At 73.9% G+C, this 19,763-nt stretch carries 22 protein-coding genes; 9 read left to right on the forward strand and 13 right to left on the reverse strand.

Annotated features, from left to right (window positions below; translation table 11 throughout):
* Positions 1-44: 44 nt before the first annotated feature.
* The 6 genes from CP977_RS32925 to CP977_RS32950 form a co-directional block, all read right to left on the reverse strand.
* On the reverse strand, positions 45-650 hold the full coding sequence (locus CP977_RS32925) for a maleylpyruvate isomerase family mycothiol-dependent enzyme (RefSeq protein ID WP_229991482.1): 606 nt from the start codon (positions 648-650) through the stop codon (positions 45-47).
* A gap of 129 nt (positions 651-779) precedes the next feature.
* The gene (locus CP977_RS32930) at positions 780-1,172 is read right to left on the reverse strand and encodes a hypothetical protein (protein ID WP_062760167.1); all 393 of its coding nucleotides are present in this window, start codon (positions 1,170-1,172) and stop codon (positions 780-782) included.
* A gap of 69 nt (positions 1,173-1,241) precedes the next feature.
* Complete coding sequence (locus CP977_RS32935) at positions 1,242-1,769, reverse strand: NUDIX hydrolase family protein (protein WP_062760168.1); 528 nt, start codon at positions 1,767-1,769, stop codon at positions 1,242-1,244.
* Between the two features lie 97 nt (positions 1,770-1,866).
* Positions 1,867-2,364 carry a DUF2267 domain-containing protein gene (locus tag CP977_RS32940; RefSeq protein WP_152371706.1) on the reverse strand — a complete coding sequence of 166 codons (498 nt, stop codon included), beginning with the start codon at positions 2,362-2,364 and terminating at the stop codon, positions 1,867-1,869.
* 179 nt (positions 2,365-2,543) lie between these two features.
* Positions 2,544-2,942: a DUF2267 domain-containing protein gene (locus CP977_RS32945; RefSeq protein ID WP_062760169.1), complete on the reverse strand. Its 399-nt coding sequence runs from the start codon at positions 2,940-2,942 to the stop codon at positions 2,544-2,546.
* An 84-nt stretch (positions 2,943-3,026) separates the two neighbouring features.
* Entirely contained in the window at positions 3,027-3,461 is a 435-nt protein-coding gene (locus tag CP977_RS32950) for an Hsp20/alpha crystallin family protein (protein WP_062760170.1), read from the reverse strand.
* A gap of 134 nt (positions 3,462-3,595) precedes the next feature.
* Here CP977_RS32950 and CP977_RS32955 point away from each other — a divergent pair, with 134 nt between their 5' ends.
* The 3 genes from CP977_RS32955 (at position 3,596) to CP977_RS32965 (ending at position 5,914) form a co-directional block, all read left to right on the forward strand.
* Positions 3,596-4,267: a hypothetical protein gene (locus tag CP977_RS32955; protein WP_063915278.1), complete on the forward strand. Its 672-nt coding sequence runs from the start codon at positions 3,596-3,598 to the stop codon at positions 4,265-4,267.
* A 53-nt stretch (positions 4,268-4,320) separates the two neighbouring features.
* Positions 4,321-4,917, forward strand: a complete 597-nt coding sequence (locus tag CP977_RS32960; protein ID WP_183953390.1) for a helix-turn-helix domain-containing protein — start codon at positions 4,321-4,323, stop codon at positions 4,915-4,917.
* 109 nt (positions 4,918-5,026) lie between these two features.
* A complete protein-coding gene (locus tag CP977_RS32965; protein WP_152371383.1) occupies positions 5,027-5,914 on the forward strand; it encodes a class I SAM-dependent methyltransferase in 888 nt (295 codons plus the stop codon).
* A gap of 51 nt (positions 5,915-5,965) precedes the next feature.
* On the opposite strand, the gene CP977_RS32970 is transcribed toward CP977_RS32965, so the two are convergent.
* The 3 genes from CP977_RS32970 to CP977_RS32980 all read right to left on the reverse strand — a co-directional run bounded on the left by CP977_RS32970 (position 5,966) and on the right by CP977_RS32980 (position 8,202).
* The gene (locus tag CP977_RS32970; protein WP_062760173.1) at positions 5,966-6,514 is read right to left on the reverse strand and encodes a hypothetical protein; all 549 of its coding nucleotides are present in this window, start codon (positions 6,512-6,514) and stop codon (positions 5,966-5,968) included.
* Between the two features lie 144 nt (positions 6,515-6,658).
* Positions 6,659-7,558, reverse strand: a complete 900-nt coding sequence (locus tag CP977_RS32975) for an NAD-dependent protein deacetylase (RefSeq protein WP_152371384.1) — start codon at positions 7,556-7,558, stop codon at positions 6,659-6,661.
* A gap of 140 nt (positions 7,559-7,698) precedes the next feature.
* Positions 7,699-8,202: a VOC family protein gene (locus CP977_RS32980; RefSeq protein ID WP_062760175.1), complete on the reverse strand. Its 504-nt coding sequence runs from the start codon at positions 8,200-8,202 to the stop codon at positions 7,699-7,701.
* Between the two features lie 142 nt (positions 8,203-8,344).
* On the opposite strand from CP977_RS32980, the gene CP977_RS32985 reads away from it, so the two are divergent.
* On the forward strand, positions 8,345-9,718 hold the full coding sequence (locus tag CP977_RS32985; protein WP_109184825.1) for a cytochrome P450: 1,374 nt from the start codon (positions 8,345-8,347) through the stop codon (positions 9,716-9,718).
* Between the two features lie 66 nt (positions 9,719-9,784).
* A complete protein-coding gene (locus tag CP977_RS32990) occupies positions 9,785-10,429 on the forward strand; it encodes a TOPRIM nucleotidyl transferase/hydrolase domain-containing protein (RefSeq protein WP_062760177.1) in 645 nt (214 codons plus the stop codon).
* Positions 10,430-10,506: 77 nt separating this feature from the next.
* On the opposite strand, the gene CP977_RS32995 is transcribed toward CP977_RS32990, so the two are convergent.
* Positions 10,507-12,192, reverse strand: coding sequence for a serine/threonine-protein kinase (locus CP977_RS32995; protein WP_079131530.1), 1,686 nt, complete (start codon positions 12,190-12,192; stop codon positions 10,507-10,509).
* A 217-nt stretch (positions 12,193-12,409) separates the two neighbouring features.
* Between CP977_RS32995 and CP977_RS33000 the strand changes: the two genes are divergently transcribed.
* The 4 genes from CP977_RS33000 to CP977_RS33015 all read left to right on the forward strand — a co-directional run bounded on the left by CP977_RS33000 (position 12,410) and on the right by CP977_RS33015 (position 14,567).
* A complete protein-coding gene (locus tag CP977_RS33000; RefSeq protein WP_062760179.1) occupies positions 12,410-13,099 on the forward strand; it encodes a helix-turn-helix transcriptional regulator in 690 nt (229 codons plus the stop codon).
* A gap of 32 nt (positions 13,100-13,131) precedes the next feature.
* Positions 13,132-13,659, forward strand: coding sequence for a DUF3291 domain-containing protein (locus CP977_RS33005; RefSeq protein WP_152371385.1), 528 nt, complete (start codon positions 13,132-13,134; stop codon positions 13,657-13,659).
* Positions 13,660-13,670: 11 nt separating this feature from the next.
* Positions 13,671-14,105 (forward strand): glutaredoxin domain-containing protein, encoded by a 435-nt coding sequence (locus CP977_RS33010; protein ID WP_152371386.1) that lies wholly within the window; start codon positions 13,671-13,673, stop codon positions 14,103-14,105.
* 87 nt (positions 14,106-14,192) lie between these two features.
* Positions 14,193-14,567 carry a PRC-barrel domain-containing protein gene (locus tag CP977_RS33015; protein ID WP_062760182.1) on the forward strand — a complete coding sequence of 125 codons (375 nt, stop codon included), beginning with the start codon at positions 14,193-14,195 and terminating at the stop codon, positions 14,565-14,567.
* Positions 14,568-14,629: 62 nt separating this feature from the next.
* Here the strand turns inward: CP977_RS33015 and CP977_RS33020 are convergent, their stop codons facing one another.
* The 3 genes from CP977_RS33020 to CP977_RS33030 form a co-directional block, all read right to left on the reverse strand.
* Positions 14,630-14,923 carry a YkvA family protein gene (locus tag CP977_RS33020; protein WP_062760183.1) on the reverse strand — a complete coding sequence of 98 codons (294 nt, stop codon included), beginning with the start codon at positions 14,921-14,923 and terminating at the stop codon, positions 14,630-14,632.
* Positions 14,924-15,028: 105 nt separating this feature from the next.
* Positions 15,029-18,127, reverse strand: a complete 3,099-nt coding sequence (locus tag CP977_RS33025; protein ID WP_062760184.1) for a glycoside hydrolase family 3 N-terminal domain-containing protein — start codon at positions 18,125-18,127, stop codon at positions 15,029-15,031.
* A gap of 297 nt (positions 18,128-18,424) precedes the next feature.
* A complete protein-coding gene (locus CP977_RS33030; RefSeq protein ID WP_152371387.1) occupies positions 18,425-19,690 on the reverse strand; it encodes a DUF6357 family protein in 1,266 nt (421 codons plus the stop codon).
* Positions 19,691-19,763 lie beyond the last annotated feature (73 nt).

A 19,763-nucleotide genomic window follows, 5' to 3' on the forward strand; every position in this document is an offset into this window, starting at 1 on the left:
TCCGACGCGCGACGGTTCGTGTGAAGGTTCTGCGACCGCCGGAGTCAGGGGGCCGCCCGCAGCACGGCGACGCCCGGTCCGGCCAGGTCGTCGAGCGCCGCCTCCCGCCCGCAGGCGGCCAGGAGCAGGGAGAGAGCGGGCCCGGCGGCCTCCGGCCCCGCGCCGAGGCCCACGTCGGCGTCGGTCGCGGAGAACCGGACACGGGCCAGCAGCCCCCTGGCCCCGCCGAACGACGCCGGTGTCCGCGCCTGCAGGCGCAGCGCCCGGACGACGGCCGGAAGCGGACAGGGGCGGGTGAGCCCCAAGGGGCGGCGGATGTCCTCGCCGTGGACGACCTCCTCGACGAGCCGGCTGTCGAGGGGTGCCGGCGGCGTCGACCGGCGTGACGCCACCCGGCGCAGCCGCTCCAGCGTCTCCCCGGGCGTGGCGCCGCGCTCCCGGGCCACTCCCGCGGCGTTCTGGCGGTCGAAGTCGAACCGCGCCCGGGCGAGACCGACCACGAACCCCGGGCGCGTCGTACGGGCCGTGTCGACCAGGTGGGCGACCACGTCGTGCACGTTCCATCCGGCGCAGAGCGACGGCGCGTCCCACTGCTCCCCGTCGATCCGCGCGAGGTCCCCGGCGAGCGCGGCCCGTTCCGCGTGCACCATCGCCCAGACGTCGTCCACCACGGCTCCTCCTCGGTCGGTCACGACGATCCGACAGTGGAGACCGTGGGAACGGCGGGAACTCATCGCCCGGCGCCTACGGGACCGGTCCGCGGGGTACCGGATCCGGGGCTAACCGGCGGCCATGTCGGGGCCGGGCAGGAGCGTCTCGTCGAGGTGGTGGCCGAGTTCTCGCAGGCCGCGGGTGACGGCGATCGCCCGCGCGCGGAGTTCGGTGACTTCCGCCGGCTCCCGGGCGCCCCGTGCGGGAGCCGGGTCGGTGCCGGGGTCGGGCGGGGGCGGTGTGGCCGCGAGGACCGCGTCCCAGGCCTCGCGGGCGATGCGCTCCGCCGTCGCGTCGTCGATGCGACGGCCGCCCCGCTCCTCCCGGGAGGCGGAGGAGCCGGCGGCGTGCGGCTCCCGCTCCGGGGCCGGGGCCGTACGGTTCAGATGGGCCTCGATGGCGGCGCGGGCCGCACGGACGTCGGCCGATTCGGCCCTGTCCCCTTCGGGTTCTGTCGTCATGCGGGCACCGTAAGCACGCGGGACCGCCGCCGGGACGGCGCCACGCAGGGCGCCCGCCCCGGCGCGGTCTCAGTAGGTGTGGCCGACGTGCGCGAGGGCCTGCTTCAGGAGCGCTCCCCGACCGCCCGGCATCTCGTTCTGCACGGCGGGGGAGGCCGCCTCCTGGGGGCTGAACCAGACGAGGTCGAGGGCGTCCTGACGGGGCCGGCAGTCGCCGGTCACCGGCACGATGTAGGCGAGGGACACCGCGTGCTGACGGGGGTCGTGGTACGGGGTGATGCCCGCCGTGGGGAAGTACTCGGCGACGGTGAAGGGCTGCAGGGACGCGGGGACCCGGGGCAGGGCCACGGGGCCGAGGTCCTTCTCCAGGTGGCGCAGCAGTGCGTCCCGGACCCGCTCGTGGTGCATGACACGGCCGGACACCAGGGTGCGGCTGATCGTCCCGTCCGCGCCGATGCGCAGGAGCAGCCCGACGCTGGTGACTTCGCCGCTGTCGTCCACGCGCACGGGCACGGCCTCGACGTACAGGATGGGCATGTGGCCCCTGGCCATCTCCAGTTCGTCCGTGGACAGCCAGCCGGGCGTGGTCTCGGTCATATCAGACATCGCTTGATCATACTTACCCGGTCGGCTCCAGCGGAACGGGGCAGGAAGGCCACACCCCTCGTTCGGGTGACGTTCCCGGCGGAAACCCCTACGCGGCTTCCCGGTCCGCGAAGGGCCGGGCGGTGCGCCGCGGCGCAACGAGTTCGGCCCGGCCGAAGAGGAGGGCGTAGCCGGAGGGGAGTTGGCCGACGACGCGGTCGACGAGCTCGGGTCCGGCCAGCCGGGCGACGGGGGCGAGGACGGCGCCGACGTCCCAGCGGGTGGTGGCGGGGCTGCCGCCGGTGCGCCGGGCGAGGTCCTTGACGAACTCCCAGCCGGTGAGCGGCGTGGTGGCGGGCACCTGGGCGGTGAAGACCAGGGCCGCCTCGACGGGGAGGCGGGCGGCGAGGTCGACCCGCTCGTCACCGACGAGCTGCCGCCCCAGGGCCGCGAGCACGGAGCGTACGGACTCCTCGGCCCGCTCGCGGGTGGGGTAGGCACCTTCGTAGCGGACCTGTTCGAGCAGGCCGGAGTAGGACGCGCCGCCGCGAGCCGGTACGGACTCGGTCGCGGAGGTCGCGGAGGTCGCGGAGGTCGCGGGGGCCATGGGGGTCGCCGGGGCGGTGGCGGGGGTGGTCGTCTCGGTCCGGAGGGTCATGGTCGTGCGTATCGCCGTTTCTCTTCGGGCCCGGCCGGTCGGGCCGGGCGCGGTGGACGGGTTTCGACGGGTGGGAGGGGTCGGGCACACCGGGAAGGGTGCCGGGGCCTGCGGGGCGGGTCCCGGGGTCACCGGGAGAGGTCGGGCCGGCCGAAGAGGAGGTCGTAGCCGGGCGGGAGCTGCAGGAGCATCCGGCCGGTGAGGTCCTCCCCGGCGGCGTCGGCGACGACGCTGAGGACGGCGCTGACGTCCCAGGCCGCGGTCCGCTCGGTGGCGCCCTCGATCCAGGCGGCCGTCGCACGCACGAAGCGTTCCGGTGTGAGCGGTTCGGCGGCCTGGAGGGGGTTGAGCAGGACGACGGCGAAGGTCTCCGGGAGGCGGGCGGCGAGCGCGGTCCGCACGTCGCCGACCAGATGGGCGCCGAGCAGCGCCAGGACGACGCGAGCGGCCCGTTCGGCCTCCTGGGGCGTGTCGTAGTCGCCGCGCTCCGCGACCCGGTCGAGGAACGCGTGCCATCGCGGTCTCATCACGGCCCCTTCCTTCGGTGGGGAGGCTGGGTGACGGTGAGCGGGGGAGGGGGTGGGGCGGGCTTCCGCCCCACCCCGTGGCGGCTAGCCGCTGATCTGCCTGCGGCCGTCGCCGCGACCGATCGCGATCTTGCGGGGCTTCGCGCGCTCGGCGATCGGGATCCGCAGGGTGAGGACGCCCGCCTCGTAGTCGGCCGTGATCTTCTCCGTGTCCAGGGTGTCGGCCAGCATCAGCTGCCGGGAGAAGACGCCGAGGGGCCGCTCGGACAGTTCCATCTGGACGTCGTCGGCCTTGGCGACGGGCCGCCGCTCGGCCTTGACCGTCAACATGTTCCGCTCGACGTCGATGTCGATCGCGTCGGTCGACACCCCGGGCAGATCCATGACGATCACATACGCATCGCCCTCGCGGTAGGCGTCCATCGGGACCGCGGAAGGACGGGACCACGTGCCGGTCGTGCCCAGCATCTGCTGCGTGAGGCGGTCGAGCTCGCGGAACGGGTCGGTGCGCATCAACATCGCGAAACACCTCCATCGGATCGGGCAGTGACTGCCAATGCGCTTCACCTGACACCGTTGTAACATGTCAACGGATGGACGACAACTCTACCGTCAACGGACGGATGACAAGCGGAGAGAGAGGATGTGATCCCATGGCGGAAGCCGACCTTCCCGTCAGCTTCCACGCGGCCTTCACGGCCCTCGCCGCGATGGGCGAGACCGTGCGGAAGGCCCGGTCCGCGACCCCCTCGGACCCCCCAGGCGCCCCGGCCGCTCCGAGCGTCCCTGCGGGCACCTCCTCCGAGGAGGCGCTCGCCGCCCTCCTCCTCCTGCGCGAACTCCGCGAGCAGCTCGCCGGCTGGGAGCCCGGCCTCATCGAGGCCGCGCGGGACGCGGGCGCCAGCTGGGCCGACCTGGCCCACCCTCTCGGCGTCACCAGCCGGCAGGCTGCCGAGCGCCGCTATCTACGCGTGCGTCCCGGCCGTCCCGGCAGCACCGGGGAGCAGCGCGTCCAGGCCACCCGCGACCGCCGGGCCGCCGACCGCAGCGTCACCACCTGGGCCCGGGGCAACGCGGCCGACCTGCGCCGCCTCGCCGGCCAGATCACCGCCCTCGACACCCTCCCCGCCGCCCTCCGGCACGACCTCGGCGCGGCCCTCGCGGACGACGACCCGGCCCTGCTCCTGGAGCCCCTCGCCCGCACCCACCGCCACCTGGCCCCCTTCCACCCGGACCTGGCCGAACGCGTCGGCACCCTCGCCCACCGCACCGCGGCCCTCCGCGAGGAGAGCGACCAGCGCCGCTCCGGCACCCCGGAGCCGTGACGGACGGACGGAGTACCGGCCGCACTTTGCGATGAACGCATAAAGTGCTGCTCATGCAGCAAGAGGACGAGGATCTGGACGGTCTGGTACGCAAGCGGATCCGCGCCCTGCGGGTGGCGCAGGGCTGGTCCCTGGAGGAGCTGGCCACGCGCGCCCGGATCAGCCAGTCCTCCCTCAGTCGCATCGAGAACGGCCGGCGCCGCCTGGCCCTCGACCAACTGGTCGTCCTCGCCCGCGCCCTGGACACCACGCTCGACCAGCTCGTGGAGACCGCCGCCGACGACGTCGTCGTCAGCCCGATGATCGACGGCGCGCACGGGGCGATGCGCTGGCCGATCAAGGGCGACCCGGGCATGACCGTCGTGCGCCGGCGCATGACCGAGCCGCCGCCGGACCACCCCTCCGGCATGCGCGCCCACCCGGGACGGGAATGGCTCGTCGTCCTGTCCGGCACCGCGACCCTCGTGCTGGGGCACCGCCGCTTCCGCGTCGAGACCAACCAGGCCGCGGAGTTCCCGACGATGATGCCGCACGCGATCGGAGCGGAAGGGGGGCCGTGCAAGATCCTGGGCGTCTTCGACCGCGACGCCCGTCGCGGTCACCAGCGCGACGACGGCGACCGCGACGCGCAGGCGCCGCCCGGCCGGTGAGGTGCGGCGGGAGGGTGCTTCTTGCGCCTCGGGCAGCGGACGGGGTGACCTTCTTGCGTAACCGGCATGAAGCCGTGCCGTAGAAGCATGGGCGCCCTAGCGTGAAGACATGACCCACGCACACGGACACGCACACGCGCATGCCCCTTCCCCCGCCCACACCCCTTCCTCCGCGCACTCCCACGAGGTGAACGACCAGGCGGACCTCCTCGACCTGGACGCGGAGATCCTCGCCGAGCACTTCGCCGCCCTCGTCTCCCGGCTGCCCGTCCGGACGCCCCCGCGCGAGATCGTGGACCTGGGCTGCGGCACGGGAGCGGGCACCTTCCTCCTCCTCGACCACTTCCCCGAAGCCCGCGTCACCGCGGTCGACTCCTCGGCCGGGCACCTCCAGCGGCTGCGGGAGAAGGCGTGCGCCCGGGGCCTGGAGGGGCGCGTACGGACCGTGCAGGCCGACCTCGACCGGGCCGACTGGCCCGACCTCGGCACCCCGGACCTGGTGTGGGCCTCGGCCTCCCTGCACCACATGCTCCACCCCGACCGCGCCCTGCGTCAGGTCCACGACCTCCTCGCCCCCGACGGGCTGCTCACGGTGGTCGAGCAGGCCGGCTTCCCCCGCTTCCTCCCCGAGGACGCCCCGGAGGACCGGCCCGGCCTGGAGGAGCGCTGCCACGCCGCGAGCGACCACCGCCACGCCGGACGCGTGCCCCACCGCGGCGCCGACTGGGGGCCGATGCTGACCGGCGCCGGGTTCGTCCTCGCCGACGAACGCACGATCACCGCGACCGTCGAGGCCTCCCGTGACGACCGGGTCGGCGCGTACGCCCTCGGCGGTCTGCGGCGCATCCGCCACGGCGTCGCCGACGCGCTCCCGCCCGAGGACCTCGCCGCCCTCGACCGGCTGCTCGACACCGACGGGCCCCACAGCATCCTGCGCCGCGACGACCTCGCCGTACGCACCGAGCGCACCGTCTGGGCCGCCCGCCGCGTGAACTGACCCGCCGCGTGAACTGACCTGCCGCGCCAACCGACCCGGGGCGCGGCCCGGTCACTTCCAGACGGCGATGTCCTTCTCCTCGCGGCGGTCGCCCTCGACCCACTTCACCTCGGAGGGCGCCGCGCCGTCGCCCTCGTCGGTGAGGTAGATGGAGCAGGCCTCGTAACTCGCCCCCTTGGCGGCCTTCTCGAACTCCTCGGAGGAGTCGTCGTCGGTGCACTTGTCGAACTTCGGCGGGTCGGCGTAGGTGAACTCGCCGTCCGGGCCGACGGTGGGGGTGGGGAAGCCGGGCATGATGTTCAGGCGGGTGAGCCGCTTCTTGCCGTCGCCGACGTCGAAGCCGGGGCTCTTCACGGCGCCGTCCTTGTTCTTGGTGACGCGGTAGTGGAGGTAGTACGGCGTCCGCCCGGCGTACCGGGAGGCGTCCTCCAGCGCGGCCAGGTCCTCGGGGGTCCCCGCCTCCACGCGCAGCACCGTCACGTCGATGTCCTCGCCGGTGGCCTTCTCCCCGTACCCGAGCTCCCGCGCGGACTCGGAGCAGGCGGTGAGGAGGACGGCGGAGACGGCGAGCGGGACGGCGTACTGCGGACGGATCTTCACGGCTGGTTCTCCCCCGGACGACGATCGGACTACTCGCGAGTATTGAGCACCGTCGTCGACGGGGAGGGGGACCGGAGCTGAACTCCTTGTGAGCATCCGTACGCCGGACCGGCCGCTCTCCGCGCCCCGTACGCGCCGCGCCCCTCAGCTCCCGGCCCGGTCGCCGACGGGGATGCCCAGGTGCGCGGCCACGGTGGTGAGGGTGGCTCCCAGGGGTAGCGCGACGCGGGTGACGGCGTGTCGGTCGCCCCGGGTCGGGTCCCGGTTGACGATCAGCACCGGCTTTCCGGCCTGGGCCGCCTGGCGGACGAACCGGAGCCCGGACATCACCGTCAGGGAGGAGCCCAGGACCAGCAGCGAGGTCGCCCCGCGGACCAGCTCGCGGCAGTGCTCCACCCGCGCCGGCGGGACGGCCTCGCCGAAGAACACCACGTCCGGTTTGAGGACGCCGCCGCAGACCGCGCAGGGCACCACGCGGAAGTCCCCGACCTGTTCGTCGGTGAGGTCGGCGTCGCCGTCCGGATTGATCCCGGCCGCCACCGGCGCGAAGCCGGGATTGGCCTCCTCCAGCCGCCGGGCGAGGTCGCGGCGCGCGCTGAAGGTGCCGCAGGAGAGGCAGACGACCCGGTCCAGGCTCCCGTGGAGCTCCACGACGCCCTCGCTGCCGCCGGCCTGGTGCAGACCGTCGACGTTCTGGGTGATCACCCCCGAGAGCAGGCCGTGCCGCCCGAAGGCGGCCACGGACCGGTGCCCGGCGTTGGGGCGGGCGCGGCCGAAGGTGCGCCAGCCCAGGTGGCTGCGCGCCCAGTAGCGGCGCCGGGCCCGGGCGCTCGAGGTGAAGTCCTGGTAGGTCATCGGGGTGTGCCGGCTCAGGCTTCCGCCCTCGCCCCGGTAGTCGGGGATCCCCGACTCGGTGGAGAGGCCCGCCCCGCTGAGCACCAGCACACCGCCGGCGCCCAGCGCGTCGACGACCGGCCCCGGGTCCGTGGTACCCGGCGGCAGGCCCTCGACGGGGGTCCAGCTCAGAGTGGGGCGCATACGCATGCCGCCAGGGTACGAAACGGCCCGCGCTCCCGCTCCGAGCCTGCGCTCCCGGCCCTGGCCCGCGCTCCCGCCACTGGCCCGCGCTCCCGCCCCGGACCCGCTCCCGCCCCGGACCCGGCGCGAGGGCCGCCCCGGTCCGGTCAGACGAGGCAGAACTCGTTGCCCTCCGGGTCCTGGAGGACCACCGCGTAGTACTCCATGCCGTTCGGCCGGTCCATCGTGTACAGGACGGTCGCGCCGATCGCCGTCAGGCGTGCCACCTCGCCGTCCACCCGCTCGCGGCGCAGCGCGAGCGGGACGTCGCGGCCGCCGCCGACCTTGAGGTCGAGGTGGACGCGGTTCTTGACCGTCTTCGGCTCCGGGACGCGCTGGAACCAGACCCGGGGGCCCGTGCCCTCCGGGTCCACGATGGACTCCGGGAGCTCCCCCGCGTCCCCGTCCAGCTCCTCCTCGGGCACGCCGACGGCCTCCCAGTACGCCCGCCAGGTGGCGTGTCCGGCGGGCGGCGGATCGGGGACGTACCGCAGGGCCTCCAGCCAGAAGGGCACGAGCCGCTGGGGGTCCGCGCAGTCGATGGTCAGCTGCAGGGTCATCTCGGGGCGCCCGGAACGCCCGGGGCGCTCCGACGGCGTGGTTCGGTCCATGGGACGAGCTTCCCAGCCGCCACTGACAGACGGTCCTTTCGCGCCGACGGGCCAGACCCGAACCGCTGTTCGCCCGGACCTACCCGTGAGTCACTTCCTGGGGGAGAATCACCGGCAATCCACGATCGAGGGGGAGCCGTCCATGGCCGTCACCGCCGGTACCGAAGCGCCCGAGCTCGCGGGACTCCCGCTGCTCGGCTCCATGTTCGACCTCAAGAACGACTCCCTGGCGACCTTCCTGCGCGCCCGGCGCGAACACGGGGACGTCGTGCGGATCATCGCGGGACCGCCCGGCATCCGCGCCACCGTCTACGGCGTCTTCTCCGCCGAGGGCGCGCAGCAGGTGCTCGCCGGGGAGTCGGCCAACTTCCGCAAGGACAACGCCTTCTACCAGGAGGTCCGCGAGTCCTTCGGCAACGGCCTCCTCACCAGCCAGGACGAGGACTACCTCCGCCAGCGGCGGCTCGTCCAGCCCCTCTTCACCCGCCGCCGCGTCGACGGCTACGCCGCCGCCATCGCCGCCGAGGTCGCCACCCTCACCGGGGAGTGGCGGGACGCCGGCGCCGAATCCGTCGACGTCCTCCAGGAGATGGCCCGGCTCGCCCTGCGCGCCGTCGCCCGCATCCTCTTCGGCACGGACGTCGACGCCGCCGTGCGGATCGTCGAACGCAGCTTCCCCGAACTCGGCGCCTACGTCCTGCGCCGAGGCTTCTCGCCCCTCAACGTCCCCCGCCACTGGCCCACCCCCGGCAACCGCAGGGCCGCGACCGTCCACCGGGCGCTGTACGAGGTCTGCGACCGCATCATCGCCGAACGCCGCTCCTCGGGCCGGGCGTCGGACGAGGGGGACGACCTCCTCACCCTCCTCATCGGGGCCGAGAGCGCCGAGGACGGCAGCTTCGACGCCACCGAACTGCGCGAGCAGGTCCTCGTCTTCCTGCTCGCCGGGCACGAGACCACCGCCACCTCCCTCGGCTTCGCCCTCCACCTCCTCGCCCTCCACCCGGAGGAGCGGAAGCGGGCCCAGGAGGAGGTCGACCGGGTCCTCGCCGGCCGCACCCCCGGCGCCGCCGACCTCGACGCGCTGCCCTACGTCACCCGGGTCCTCAAGGAGGCCATGCGCCTCTTCCCGGCCGCCCCGGCCATCGGCCGCCGTGCCGTCGCCGCCACCGAGATCGGGGGCGTCGCCATTCCGGCGGGCGCGGACGTCGTCGTGGTCCCCTGGGTCACCCACCGCCACCCGGACTACTGGGAGGACGCGGAGCGCTTCGACCCCGACCGCTTCACCCCCGAGGCGGAGGCCGCCCGCCCCCGGTACGCCTGGTTCCCCTTCGGCGGCGGCCCGCGCGCCTGCATCGGCCAGCACTTCTCGATGCTGGAGTCGGTGATCGCCCTGGCGATGATCCTCCAGCGGTACGACTTCGAGGCCGTCGACACCGAGGTCCCCCTCACCTCCGCGATCACCCTCCAGGCGGCGGGCCCGGCCCGCTGCCGCCTGATCCCCAGGGAGGCGTAGCCACTGCCCGGGCCCGCCCCGGGATATTCCGTACCGCACCGTCCGGCGGACGTGCAGACTCGCCCCATGGCGGACATGAAGGCGTTCCGGGACGAGATCGACCGCTGGGCGGCCGGCGGCCCCAACGGTCCCGGCGGCCGCGGCGATTCCGGCGGTACGGCGAGGGGACTGGCCGCGGCCCTGGGGCTGCGGACGGCGGTGCTCCTGGAGGGGCCGAGCGACGTCGCGGCCGTGGAGGCGCTGGCCGCGCGGCACGGCCGGGACCTCGCCGCCGAAGGCGTGTGCGTGGTGTCGATGGGCGGGGCGATGAACGTCGCCCGCTACGCCGGGCTGCTCGGGCCGCCCGGCCTCGGCCTGCGCCTGACCGGGCTGTGCGACGAGGGCGAGCGCGGCTTCTACGCCCGGGGCCTGGAGCGGGCCGGGGCGCCGTCCGGGGGCTTCTTCGTCTGCGCGGCGGACCTGGAGGACGAACTCGTCCGCGCGCTGGGCCCGGAGCGGGCCGAGGAGGTCGTCCGGGCGGAGGGAGACCTGCGGGCCTGGCAGACCTTCCTGAACCAGCCCGCACAGCACGGCCGTTCCCGGCAGCGGCAGCTGCGGCGCTTCCTCGGCACGAAGAAGGGCCGCAAGATCCGCTACGGCCGCCTGCTGGTGGAGGCCCTCGACACCGAGCGGGTGCCGAGGCCCCTCGCCGACCTCCTGAGGAGCCTGTGACCGCCGTACGACGCCACGCGGCCCCGCCCCCGTACGACGGCACGGCGGCGCACCGCGGGAGGGGCGCCGCCCGGCCGCTACGGGTTGCGGATCTCGAAGGCGGAGCGGGCCTTCTCCAGCAGGTCGTCGGCGGTCTTCGCCGCGCCCTTCCCGTCGGGCACGTCCACTCCCAGGGTCACGCGCTCCTGCCGGGAGGTGACGACGATGAGGGTCCTGTACAGCCGCCGCGTGACCTCGTCCTCCTGCCGGCTGTAGGCCTCGGTGATGATCGCCGCGTCACGGCCCTGGTGGGTGGTGGACTCGACGGTGGCGACGCTGGCGGCACCGCCGACCGGCGGGGAGGCCGACTCGTGCTCCCTCTTCCACCGCTCGGCGATCGCCCGCGGGGTCTCGGTGGCCTTCTCCATCCGGTCCACGGAGAGCCACACGTCCCCCTTGGGCGCGGTGTAACGCGTGCCGCGGTAGGCCCCGTCGTCGTTGTCCAGCTCGTCCTCGACGGTGATCGTCCAGTCGGCCGGGGCCGCGACGGACAGCCCCATCCGGTACTCGTCGTACTCCTTCCAGCCCTCCGGCGGCCCGTCGCCCGTGAACCGGAGCACCAGGGTGACGACCAGGGCCAGGACGACCGCCGCGGCGGCCCCGACGCCGTAACGGCTCCGGAGCAGCCGCACCGGCAGCGGGGCGGGCGGCTCGTCCGGCGGCGCGTCCACCACCACGGTGGGGGTGCGCTCCGGCACGGGCCGGGCCGGGGGAGCGACGAGGGCGCTCAGCAGGGGCCGCGCGGCCTGGACGGTGAGACGGTTCTCGGGCTCCTTCCGCAGCAGGCCCGTGATCAGCGCCGTCATCTCCCGCGAGCGCTGGGGCGGGGGGAGTTCGGCGAGGAGGATCGCCTGGAGCGTGGAGGGGGTGGTCCGGCGGCGGAAGGGCGAGACGCCCTCGACCGCCTGGTAGAGCGTGATCCCGAGGGACCACAGGTCGGACTCCGGGCCCGGCCGCCGCCCCAGGACGCGCTCGGGGGCGATGTACTCGGGGGAGCCGATGAAGGCCCCGGTCTCGGTGAGCTTCTGCTCGCCCTCGACCTGGGCGATGCCGAAGTCGGTCAGGACGACCCGGTCGTGGCGGCAGACCATCACGTTGCCCGGTTTGACGTCCCGGTGCAGGACACCGGCCTCGTGGGCCGCGTGGAGCGCGCCCAGGACGGCCTGTCCGATCCGCGCCGCCTCCCGGGGCTCCAGGGTGCCCTCGTCCAGGATCTCGGCCAGGGACCTGCCCCGCAGGAGCTCCATCACGATCCACGGCCGGTCGTCTTCCACCACGACGTCGTGGAGGGTGACCACGGAGGGGTGGTCGATCCGGGCCGCCGCCCGTGCCTCGCGCCGCATGCGCTGGTGGGCGGTGCTCCGCTCGGCGGCGGAGAAGTGCTCCGGGACGCGGGGCTCCTTGACGGCCACGTCGCGGTCCACGACCTCGTCGCGGGCCCGCCACACCGTGCCCATGCCGCCCGCGCCCAGGCGTTCGAGCAGCCGGTAGCGACCGCCCAGCAGCCGTCCGGCACCGGCCTCCGGGGACGGCGGCGCACCGGACGACCCGGCACCGTCCGCCGCCCGCTCGCGCCGTTCATGTCGCTCGCCCCGCTCCTCCCCTTCCCCCGGACCCCCGGAAACCCCCGGACTCGGGGCGGCGGCCCCGGCCCGCGGAGGCGGCACCGGCGGCCGCAATCCGTAGCTGGTGGGTTCCTCCCCGGCTCTTCCGCTGGTCGTCATCTCTCGCCCTCCTCGTCCCCCGCGAACACCCCTGAGGGAAAGGGGAGTTCCATCGGCCACCTGCTGTGACCCGACCTCGGAAACATACTGGGCAGGCGGTCGTCCCGTCCCGGAACGATCCGTTCTTCCACCCGGCGCGGCAGGACCCGCGCGCCTGCGACGCACGCGGTACGCCCGCCCTTCTATCTCCCATCCGCGTTGTTTCTAGAATGGGCGCGTGGAGGACATCGAAGCGATCGCGGCGCTGCAGGACCCGGTACGCCGCCGTCTGTACGAGTACGTGGCGGCCCAGGGGCGCGAGGTCGGCCGCAACGAGGCCGCAGAGGCGACCGGGGTGGCGCGCACGCTCGCCGCGCACCATCTGGACAGGCTGACCGAGGCGGGGCTCCTCGACAGCGGCAGCCGCCGTCTGACGGGGCGTTCGGGGCCGGGGGCGGGGCGCCCCGCCAAGGTGTACACGCGGGCGCGTGCCGAGCGGTCGGTGTCGCTGCCCGCGCGCGACTACCGCACCGCCGCCGAACTGCTCGCCGAGGCCGCCGAACAGGCCGGCCTCGACGCCGGTCTCCGCGCGGCCGCGCACCGCCGGGGCGAGGCCCTGCGCGGCCCGACGGCCCCCTGCGGAGGGCTGGAGGAGGCCATGGAGGTACTGGCCGCCCGCGGCTACGAACCGCACCTGGAAGCCGTCGGGGGCGCCGAAGAGGAGACGGGGACGGGCGAGCGCGTCGTCCGCATGCGCAACTGCCCCTTCCACGCCGTCGCCGAGCGCTTCCCGCCGCTCGTCTGCGGCATGAACCTCGCCCTCCTCGAAGGGCTGCTCGGCGCGGACGGCCCGGTGCGCGCCCGGATGGACGCCCGGCCGGGGGAGTGCTGCGTGGTGGTCGAAGACTCTAAAAACAATGATCGTTGACATAGAAAAGCGGGGCGTGCTGAGATGAGGCCATGACCTCCTCCCCGCACGCCGTCCACCTCGCCCAGCTCAACGTCGCCACCCTCCTCCACCCCCTCGACGACCCGCGCGTCAAGCCCTTCGTCGACCTGCTCGACCCGGTCAACGCCGCCGCCGACGAGGCCCCCGGCTTCGTGTGGCGGCTCGTGGGGGAGGGGGCGGCCGACGCCACCGGCCTGCGCCCGGCGGGCGAGAACGTCATCGTCAACCTGTCGGTCTGGGAGTCCCAGGAGGCCCTGTGGGACTTCTCCTACCGCAGCGGGCACCTGGAGGTGATGCGACGGCGCCGCGAGTGGTTCGCCCGGCACGTCGAGGCGCACCTGGCGCTCTGGTGGATCCCCGCCGGCCACCTCCCGACCGTCGCCGAGGCCCTGGAACGCCTGGCGGACCTGCGCGCCCACGGCCCCTCTCCCCGCGCCTTCACCTTCGCCTCCTCCCACACCGCCGCCGAAGCCGCCGAGCACCTCCGGGACGCGCGGCCGACAGCCATCACCGGCGAGCCGCCGGGCGCTTTGCGCTAGCCTGCGGCACCATGACGCGCGCCCGGACCCTCCCGCTGCTGTTCCTGCTCTGCGGCTCCGTCCTCGCCTGGGCGGTGTTCGGGGAGAGCCCCGGCCGGGCCGCGGTGATCCTCCTGGTGTTCCTGCTCCTCGCGGCGGCGCACTCGCCCCTGGTCTTCCCCCGGTCGATCGGCGCGGAGGAGGCGCGACGCCTCAGCGCGCTCGACGGCTGGCCGATCGTCTTCTGGCGGCCGGGCTGCAAGTACTGCCTGCGTCTGCGCGTCCGACTGGGCCGCGATGCCCGCCGACTGCACTGGGTCGACATCTGGCGCGACCCCGCCGGCGCGGCCGCGGTGAGGGCCGTCAACGACGGCGACGAGACCGTGCCGACCGTCTTCGTCGCGGGCCGGCCGCACGTCAACCCCGAGCCCGCGTGGGTGCGGTCGCAGCTCCTCCCTTCCGCGTGACCCGGCGGTCGCACGGGTGTGAGGTCCGGTCCGCGGGGCAGGCGGTGGTCCTGAAGCCGGAACGTCCGAGACGGAGGAGTGAGCGATATGGCGGAGAACGTGTGGAACTACGGGCAGGCGTTCGGGCACCTGGTGGGCACGGACCTGACCGGGTGGCGGGTCGAGGCGACCGACGGGCACATCGGGAAGGTCGACAAGCACTCCGCCGAGGTCGGCGACGCCTACCTGGTGGTCGACACCGGGGTGTGGATCTTCGGCAAGGAGGTCCTGATCCCGGCGAGCGCGGTCACCCGGATCGACCTGGAGGAGGAGGCGGTGCACCTCGACCTGACCAAGGAGCGGATCAAGGACGCGCCGGAGTTCCACTCCGACAAGCACCTCGCCGACCGGCAGTACCGGGAGGAGATCGCCGTGCACTACCGGACGGGCGGTCCCTTCGGAGGCGGGCCGAACCCCGCCTGACCCACGGCAGGACACGACGAGGCGGCCCCCGCACCTGATCGCGGGGGCCGCCTCGTACCGCGTCAGCCCTTCAGCTCCTCGCGGTCCGCCGCGCTCCTGGCGGCCGCCGAGTGCAGCGCCCGCAGGGCCAGCAGGAGGACGCCGACGTCGTCCAGGTAGACCGGGTCCGGGATCAGGTCGACCGGCGACACCGTGTACACCACGGCCGCCCAGAACAGGGCCTTGGACTGCAGCGGCACACCGGCGTCCAGCAGCAGCCTGCGGGCCCGGAAGACGCGCACGAGCAGAACGGCCGCGTACCCCGCCACCACCAGCGCGAGGACCACGGCCACCACGATCCAGAAAGAGCTGTCCATGCCGCCCTTCTACCCCGGTTTCCCGGACCGTCCCCGCCGGCGCCCCCACCGACGGGGAGAGGGGTCCTCCCCGTACACGGGGAGGACCCCTCTCGCACACCGGCCTCAGGCCGCCCGGTACGCCGCCGTCAGCCGCGCGACCGCACCCGTCAGGTCACCCGAGAGCAGCAGCCGGTCCGCCTCCGCGAACGGCTTGGCCGTCGCCGGGGTGATGTCCTGGCCGATCCTCTTCTGGACCACGTCCCGCGCCCGGGACAGCAGCTCCCGGCCCTCCGGCGACGTCCCCCGGCCGGCCGCCTGGAGCACCTTGGCCGCGACCCCGATCGCCTTCAGCGTCAGCTCGCCCCCGGCCTGCGGCACCGGCCGGGTCGTCAGCCCCCAGCCGAACGGGAACTGCGGGTCGTACGAGGCGTCGCCGACGTTGATCGGCAGCTGCGCCTCCGACTTCGGCCAGGTGACCGGGAGCTGGCCGGTGAACGGCCGCGCCCCGTACAGCACGTCCGCCACGCCGTCGCCCTCGGTGCCGGGCAACCAGGACGCCACCAGGGCGTCGATCGCCCCGAGCCGGTCCCCGATCAGCTGCGGCCGTCCGGAGACGACCAGGACCGCGCACGGCATCGCCGCGCACACCTTGTCCACCGCGGCCTTGTCCGCCGCCGTCAGCTCCAGGTCGTGCCCGTTGCCCACGTCGCCGATGCCCTCGGCGTACGGCGTCTCGCCGACCACCACGACCCCGACGTCGTACCCCTCGGTCGCGGCCGAGGCGTCCTTCGAGTAGTCGACCGTCGCGTCCGGGGCCGCCTTGCGCATGCCTTCGAGGATCGTCGTCCCGGTCGTGTTCCGGCCGGACGAACCCTGCCAGCTGATGGTCCAGCCACCGGCCTGGTTGCCCAGGTCGTCGGCGTTGGAACCGGCCACGTACACCTTCTGCGACTTCTTCAGCGGCAGCACGCCGCCGTCGTTCTTCAGCAGCACCTGCGACTTGGCCACCGCCTCCCGCGCCACGGCCCGGTGCGCGGCCGAGCCGACCGAGTCGAGGTGGGTGGTGTCGGCGTACGGCTTCTCGAACAGGCCGAGCCGGAACTTCTGGGTCAGGATCCGCGCGACCGCGTCGTCCACGCGCGCCCGGGAGACCCGCCCGGCCGTCACCTCCTCCGCCAGGATCCGGGTGAAGTCCTGGTAGTTGGTCGGCACCATGATCATGTCGAGGCCGGCGTTGACCGACGTCCGCACGTCGCTCGCGTAGTCGCCGGGGATCTGGTCGATCGCCTGCCAGTCGCTGATCACGAACCCCTCGAAGCCCATGCGGTCCTTGAGGACGCCGTTGATCATCTCGGCGTTGGCGTGCATCTTCACCGGGCCCTTGTCGTCCCCGATGATGTCGAGCGAGGAGTACGAGGGCATCACCGTGCCCGCCCCGCGCTTCACCGCCTCGGCGAACGGCGCCAGGTGCACCGCCTCCAGCTCCTGCCGGGTCACCCTGGTGACGCCCTGGTCGATCGTGTACGAACCCGTCGTGGACGACCCGAACTCCGTACCGCCGTCGCCGACGAAGTGCTTGGCGCTGGTGAGCACCTTGTCGTTGCGGTCCAGGTCCGATCCGTCGCGCGCGCCCTGCATGCCGTCGATGACCGTCTCCATCGCCTTCACGAGGGCCGGGTCCTCGCCGAACGCCTCGTACGAACGGCCCCAGCGCTCGTCCCGGGTGACGCACACGCAGGGGGCGAAGTCCCACGGGATGCCGGTGGCCCGGACCTCCTTGGCGGTGACCGCCCCGGTCCGTTCGGCGACCTTCGGGTCCCGCCCGGCGCCGATGCCTATGTTGTGCGGCATGATCGTCGCGCCGATGACGTTGTTGTGCCCGTGCACCGCGTCCACGCCGTAGATCAGCGGGATCTGGAAGCGGGTGGCCCGCGCCCGGAGCTGGTAGGCGTCGATCATCTTCGCCCACGCCTCGGGCGTGTTGGGCGTCGGCACCGAGCCGCCGCCGGAGAGCAGCGAGCCGAGCCGGTACGAGGCGATGTCGCCCTGCGACCGCAGCGCGTTGCGCTCGGCCTGCGTCATCTGCCCGGCCTTCTCCTCCAGGGTCATCCGCCCGAGGAGGTCCGCGACCCGCTTCTTCACCGGGAGCCGCTTGTCCAGGTACGGGAGGCCGTGGGCGTCCACGACGACCTGCGGCACCTCGGCGGGCGCCTTTGCGCCGGTGACCTCCAGCGTGAGCGGGATCGTCTCGGCCTCCTCGGCCGAACGGTCCTTCTTCGTCGCCACGGTGACGGTGTGGGAAGTGCCGGACGGGGTCCCGGCCGGGAAGGTCACGGTGCCGCTGACCGGCGCGTAGTCCCCGCCGGCCTCGGCGCTCCCCTTCCCGGTCGTGTACGCGACGGTGACGGGCTCGCCGATGGGGCCGGAACCGGTGGTGGCCACCGTCACCTTCACCCGCGCGCTGCCGCCCTCGGCCACCGGGTACACGGCGGCGTCGGTGATCACCTTGGTGTTCAGCGCGGGCTCGGCCTTGCCGTACAGCTCCACGCCGTCGAGCGCGAACTTGCCGGGGGAGCCGGGCGGCAGGGTCAGGGCGTAGCCCCACATCTCGTTGAGCCCGAGGACCTGGTCGATGCCACCGACGGGCTGGTAGTCGGCCCGGTACTGGAACTCGGAGAACGGGATCTCTACGAGGTGCCAGCCCTCCCAGTCGTCGGTGAAGGACGTGGTCCACAGCTCCGAGGCCTCGCCGTTGGCGCCGCCGTCCTTGAGCTCGAAGTTGATCCGCTTGCCCGAACCGGGCGGCAGGGGCGCGGTGTTCTGGCCGTACCACCAGAAGCGGATGCCCTTGAACGCGGTCCAGTCGTGGGCCGGTCGGTCGAAGGCGAAGTCGTGGGTGAACCCGCCCCAGCCGCTGATGTCGAACGTGCCCTCCAGGACCTTGGAGCCCTCGGGCGCGTCGGCGCGCTCGGCGAGCCGCAGCGTCGGGTGGTCGTCGGCGTCGCCGCCCCAGGTGAAGATGCCCTCCGCCGGCGGGTTGCCGAAGGGGACCTCCCCCTCGAACCGGTCGATCGCCACCGGCGCGGGCTCGTCGGCGGCGGCCGCGCTCGGCAGCGCCCCGGCGAGCAGCCCGCCGAGCACGGCGCCGGCGGCGACCACCGCCGTCGCGGTTCTGCCCCGGACGCGGTTCCCGAAGCGGCTGTGATGTCTGGTGCGTGGCATTGCGGCTCCTTCGTACGGGGTGCGGTGGTACGGGCGGGGCCGGGCGGGATCCCCCGATCACTTCACGGACGCGGTCCGCGACCGGGGAGCCCGCCCCGGTGCCGGTAGGAATCGTTTTGGGAGCGCTCTCAGAGCGGTGCGGCGAGTCAACCGTCACCCCGTCACGTCGTCAAGAGTTAACACCGACAACGACTGAAATCCGCGTCGCTCCGGGCTGCGACCCCTACAGGGTTCTTCATGCGTTCAGAGCCTGAACGCATGAAGGACCTTGACGAGTCGTTCCCTCCGACACATGCCCTAGCGGGCGTGGCGCCGTTCCCGGCGTGCGCGTTCGAATTCGGCGACGTCCGGCATCCAGGGACCGTACGGGTCGAGTGCGGCGCAGCCGCCGCGGACGAAGGCGCTCACCAGGGCCCGGTACGCGTCGAGCCCGTCGACCAGGGCGTACTCGACCCGGTACTCCGGATCCGACCCGCCCTTCCCCTCCCGCACGGTCGTGACGCGGGCGACGGAGTCCGCGTAGAAGTGGAGCTGGATCCCCTCGCCCCTCTCCTCGTCCTCGACGGTGAACACCTCGTCGTCCGCGGCGGAGCGATCGCCGACGAACTCCCAGAACTCCGCGGAGGCGCCGCGACGGCCGCCCCTCCGCCACTTCTTCTCGGCGCCCTTGTCGTCGGTGAACGTAAGGGCCGCCTTGTGCGCGCCCCCGCCGGGGCCGGTGCGGCCGTCGGCGGCCTCCGCGTCGTCGTCCACGGGTGTGCTCCTGGAGCGGTCCGCGGTCTCCGAGCACATCAGGAAGCCCACCGTGCGCACCGCGTCGTCGGCGAGTCCGGGGTGTGCGCGGAGGACGGCCGAGTCGACGGCCGTCGCCACCCGTTCCCAGGCGCGCTTGTCCACGGCACGGTTCCCCCGCCGCGGATCGAGGCCGATCCGCATCCCGGCGCAGGCCCGCTCCGCGGTGGCGATCACCCGCATCACCTCCGGAAGCAGCGCGGCGTCGACCGCGCCGGGCAGCCGCCGGGGAACCGTCGCGCCGTGCGCGTACTGGCCCGTGTACCGCAGGATCGCGGCGTCGAGCGGACCGAGGACCACTCCGCGTTCGGCGCGACGGCGGTCCGCGCGATGCTCCTGGGCACGCTTCTCGTCCGGCGTCCCGGTCGCCGAGCGCATCGCCGCGCAGACCCGTCCGCGCCGGAGCAGATCGACGTCGGCCCCGTGGGCGACGAGCCGGTCCCCGTCCCACCGGATGCGGCGGAAGAGCGCGTCGACGTCCTCGGGCGGGGAGAGGAGGATCGGGTCCAGGAGCGCGACGGCGGCGTCCTCGTCGAGCCGACCCGCGGTTCCGGCCGCTTCGCACAGCGGGAGGACCGCGCTCCACAACAGCAGGTGTCTGGGCAGGTCCTCCCGGATCACCGCGAGATGGGCCTCCCCGATGGGGAACGTGAAGGTGCGGGGCTCGTGGTTGGCGTCGGCCCCGGCGCCGAGCATCAGCCTCAGCTCGCCGTCCTCGCTGATCACGTTCGGGATCCATCCGCTGCCGCGGGTGAACACGACGTCCCTCATGAGCCCGACGCCTCTCCGGAACCACGGCGGCCGGACGCGGTCACGCCGGATGCGGTCACGTTGGGCGCGGGGC

Source organism: Streptomyces cinereoruber (genome assembly GCF_009299385.1).
Classification (GTDB): domain Bacteria; phylum Actinomycetota; class Actinomycetes; order Streptomycetales; family Streptomycetaceae; genus Streptomyces; species Streptomyces bikiniensis.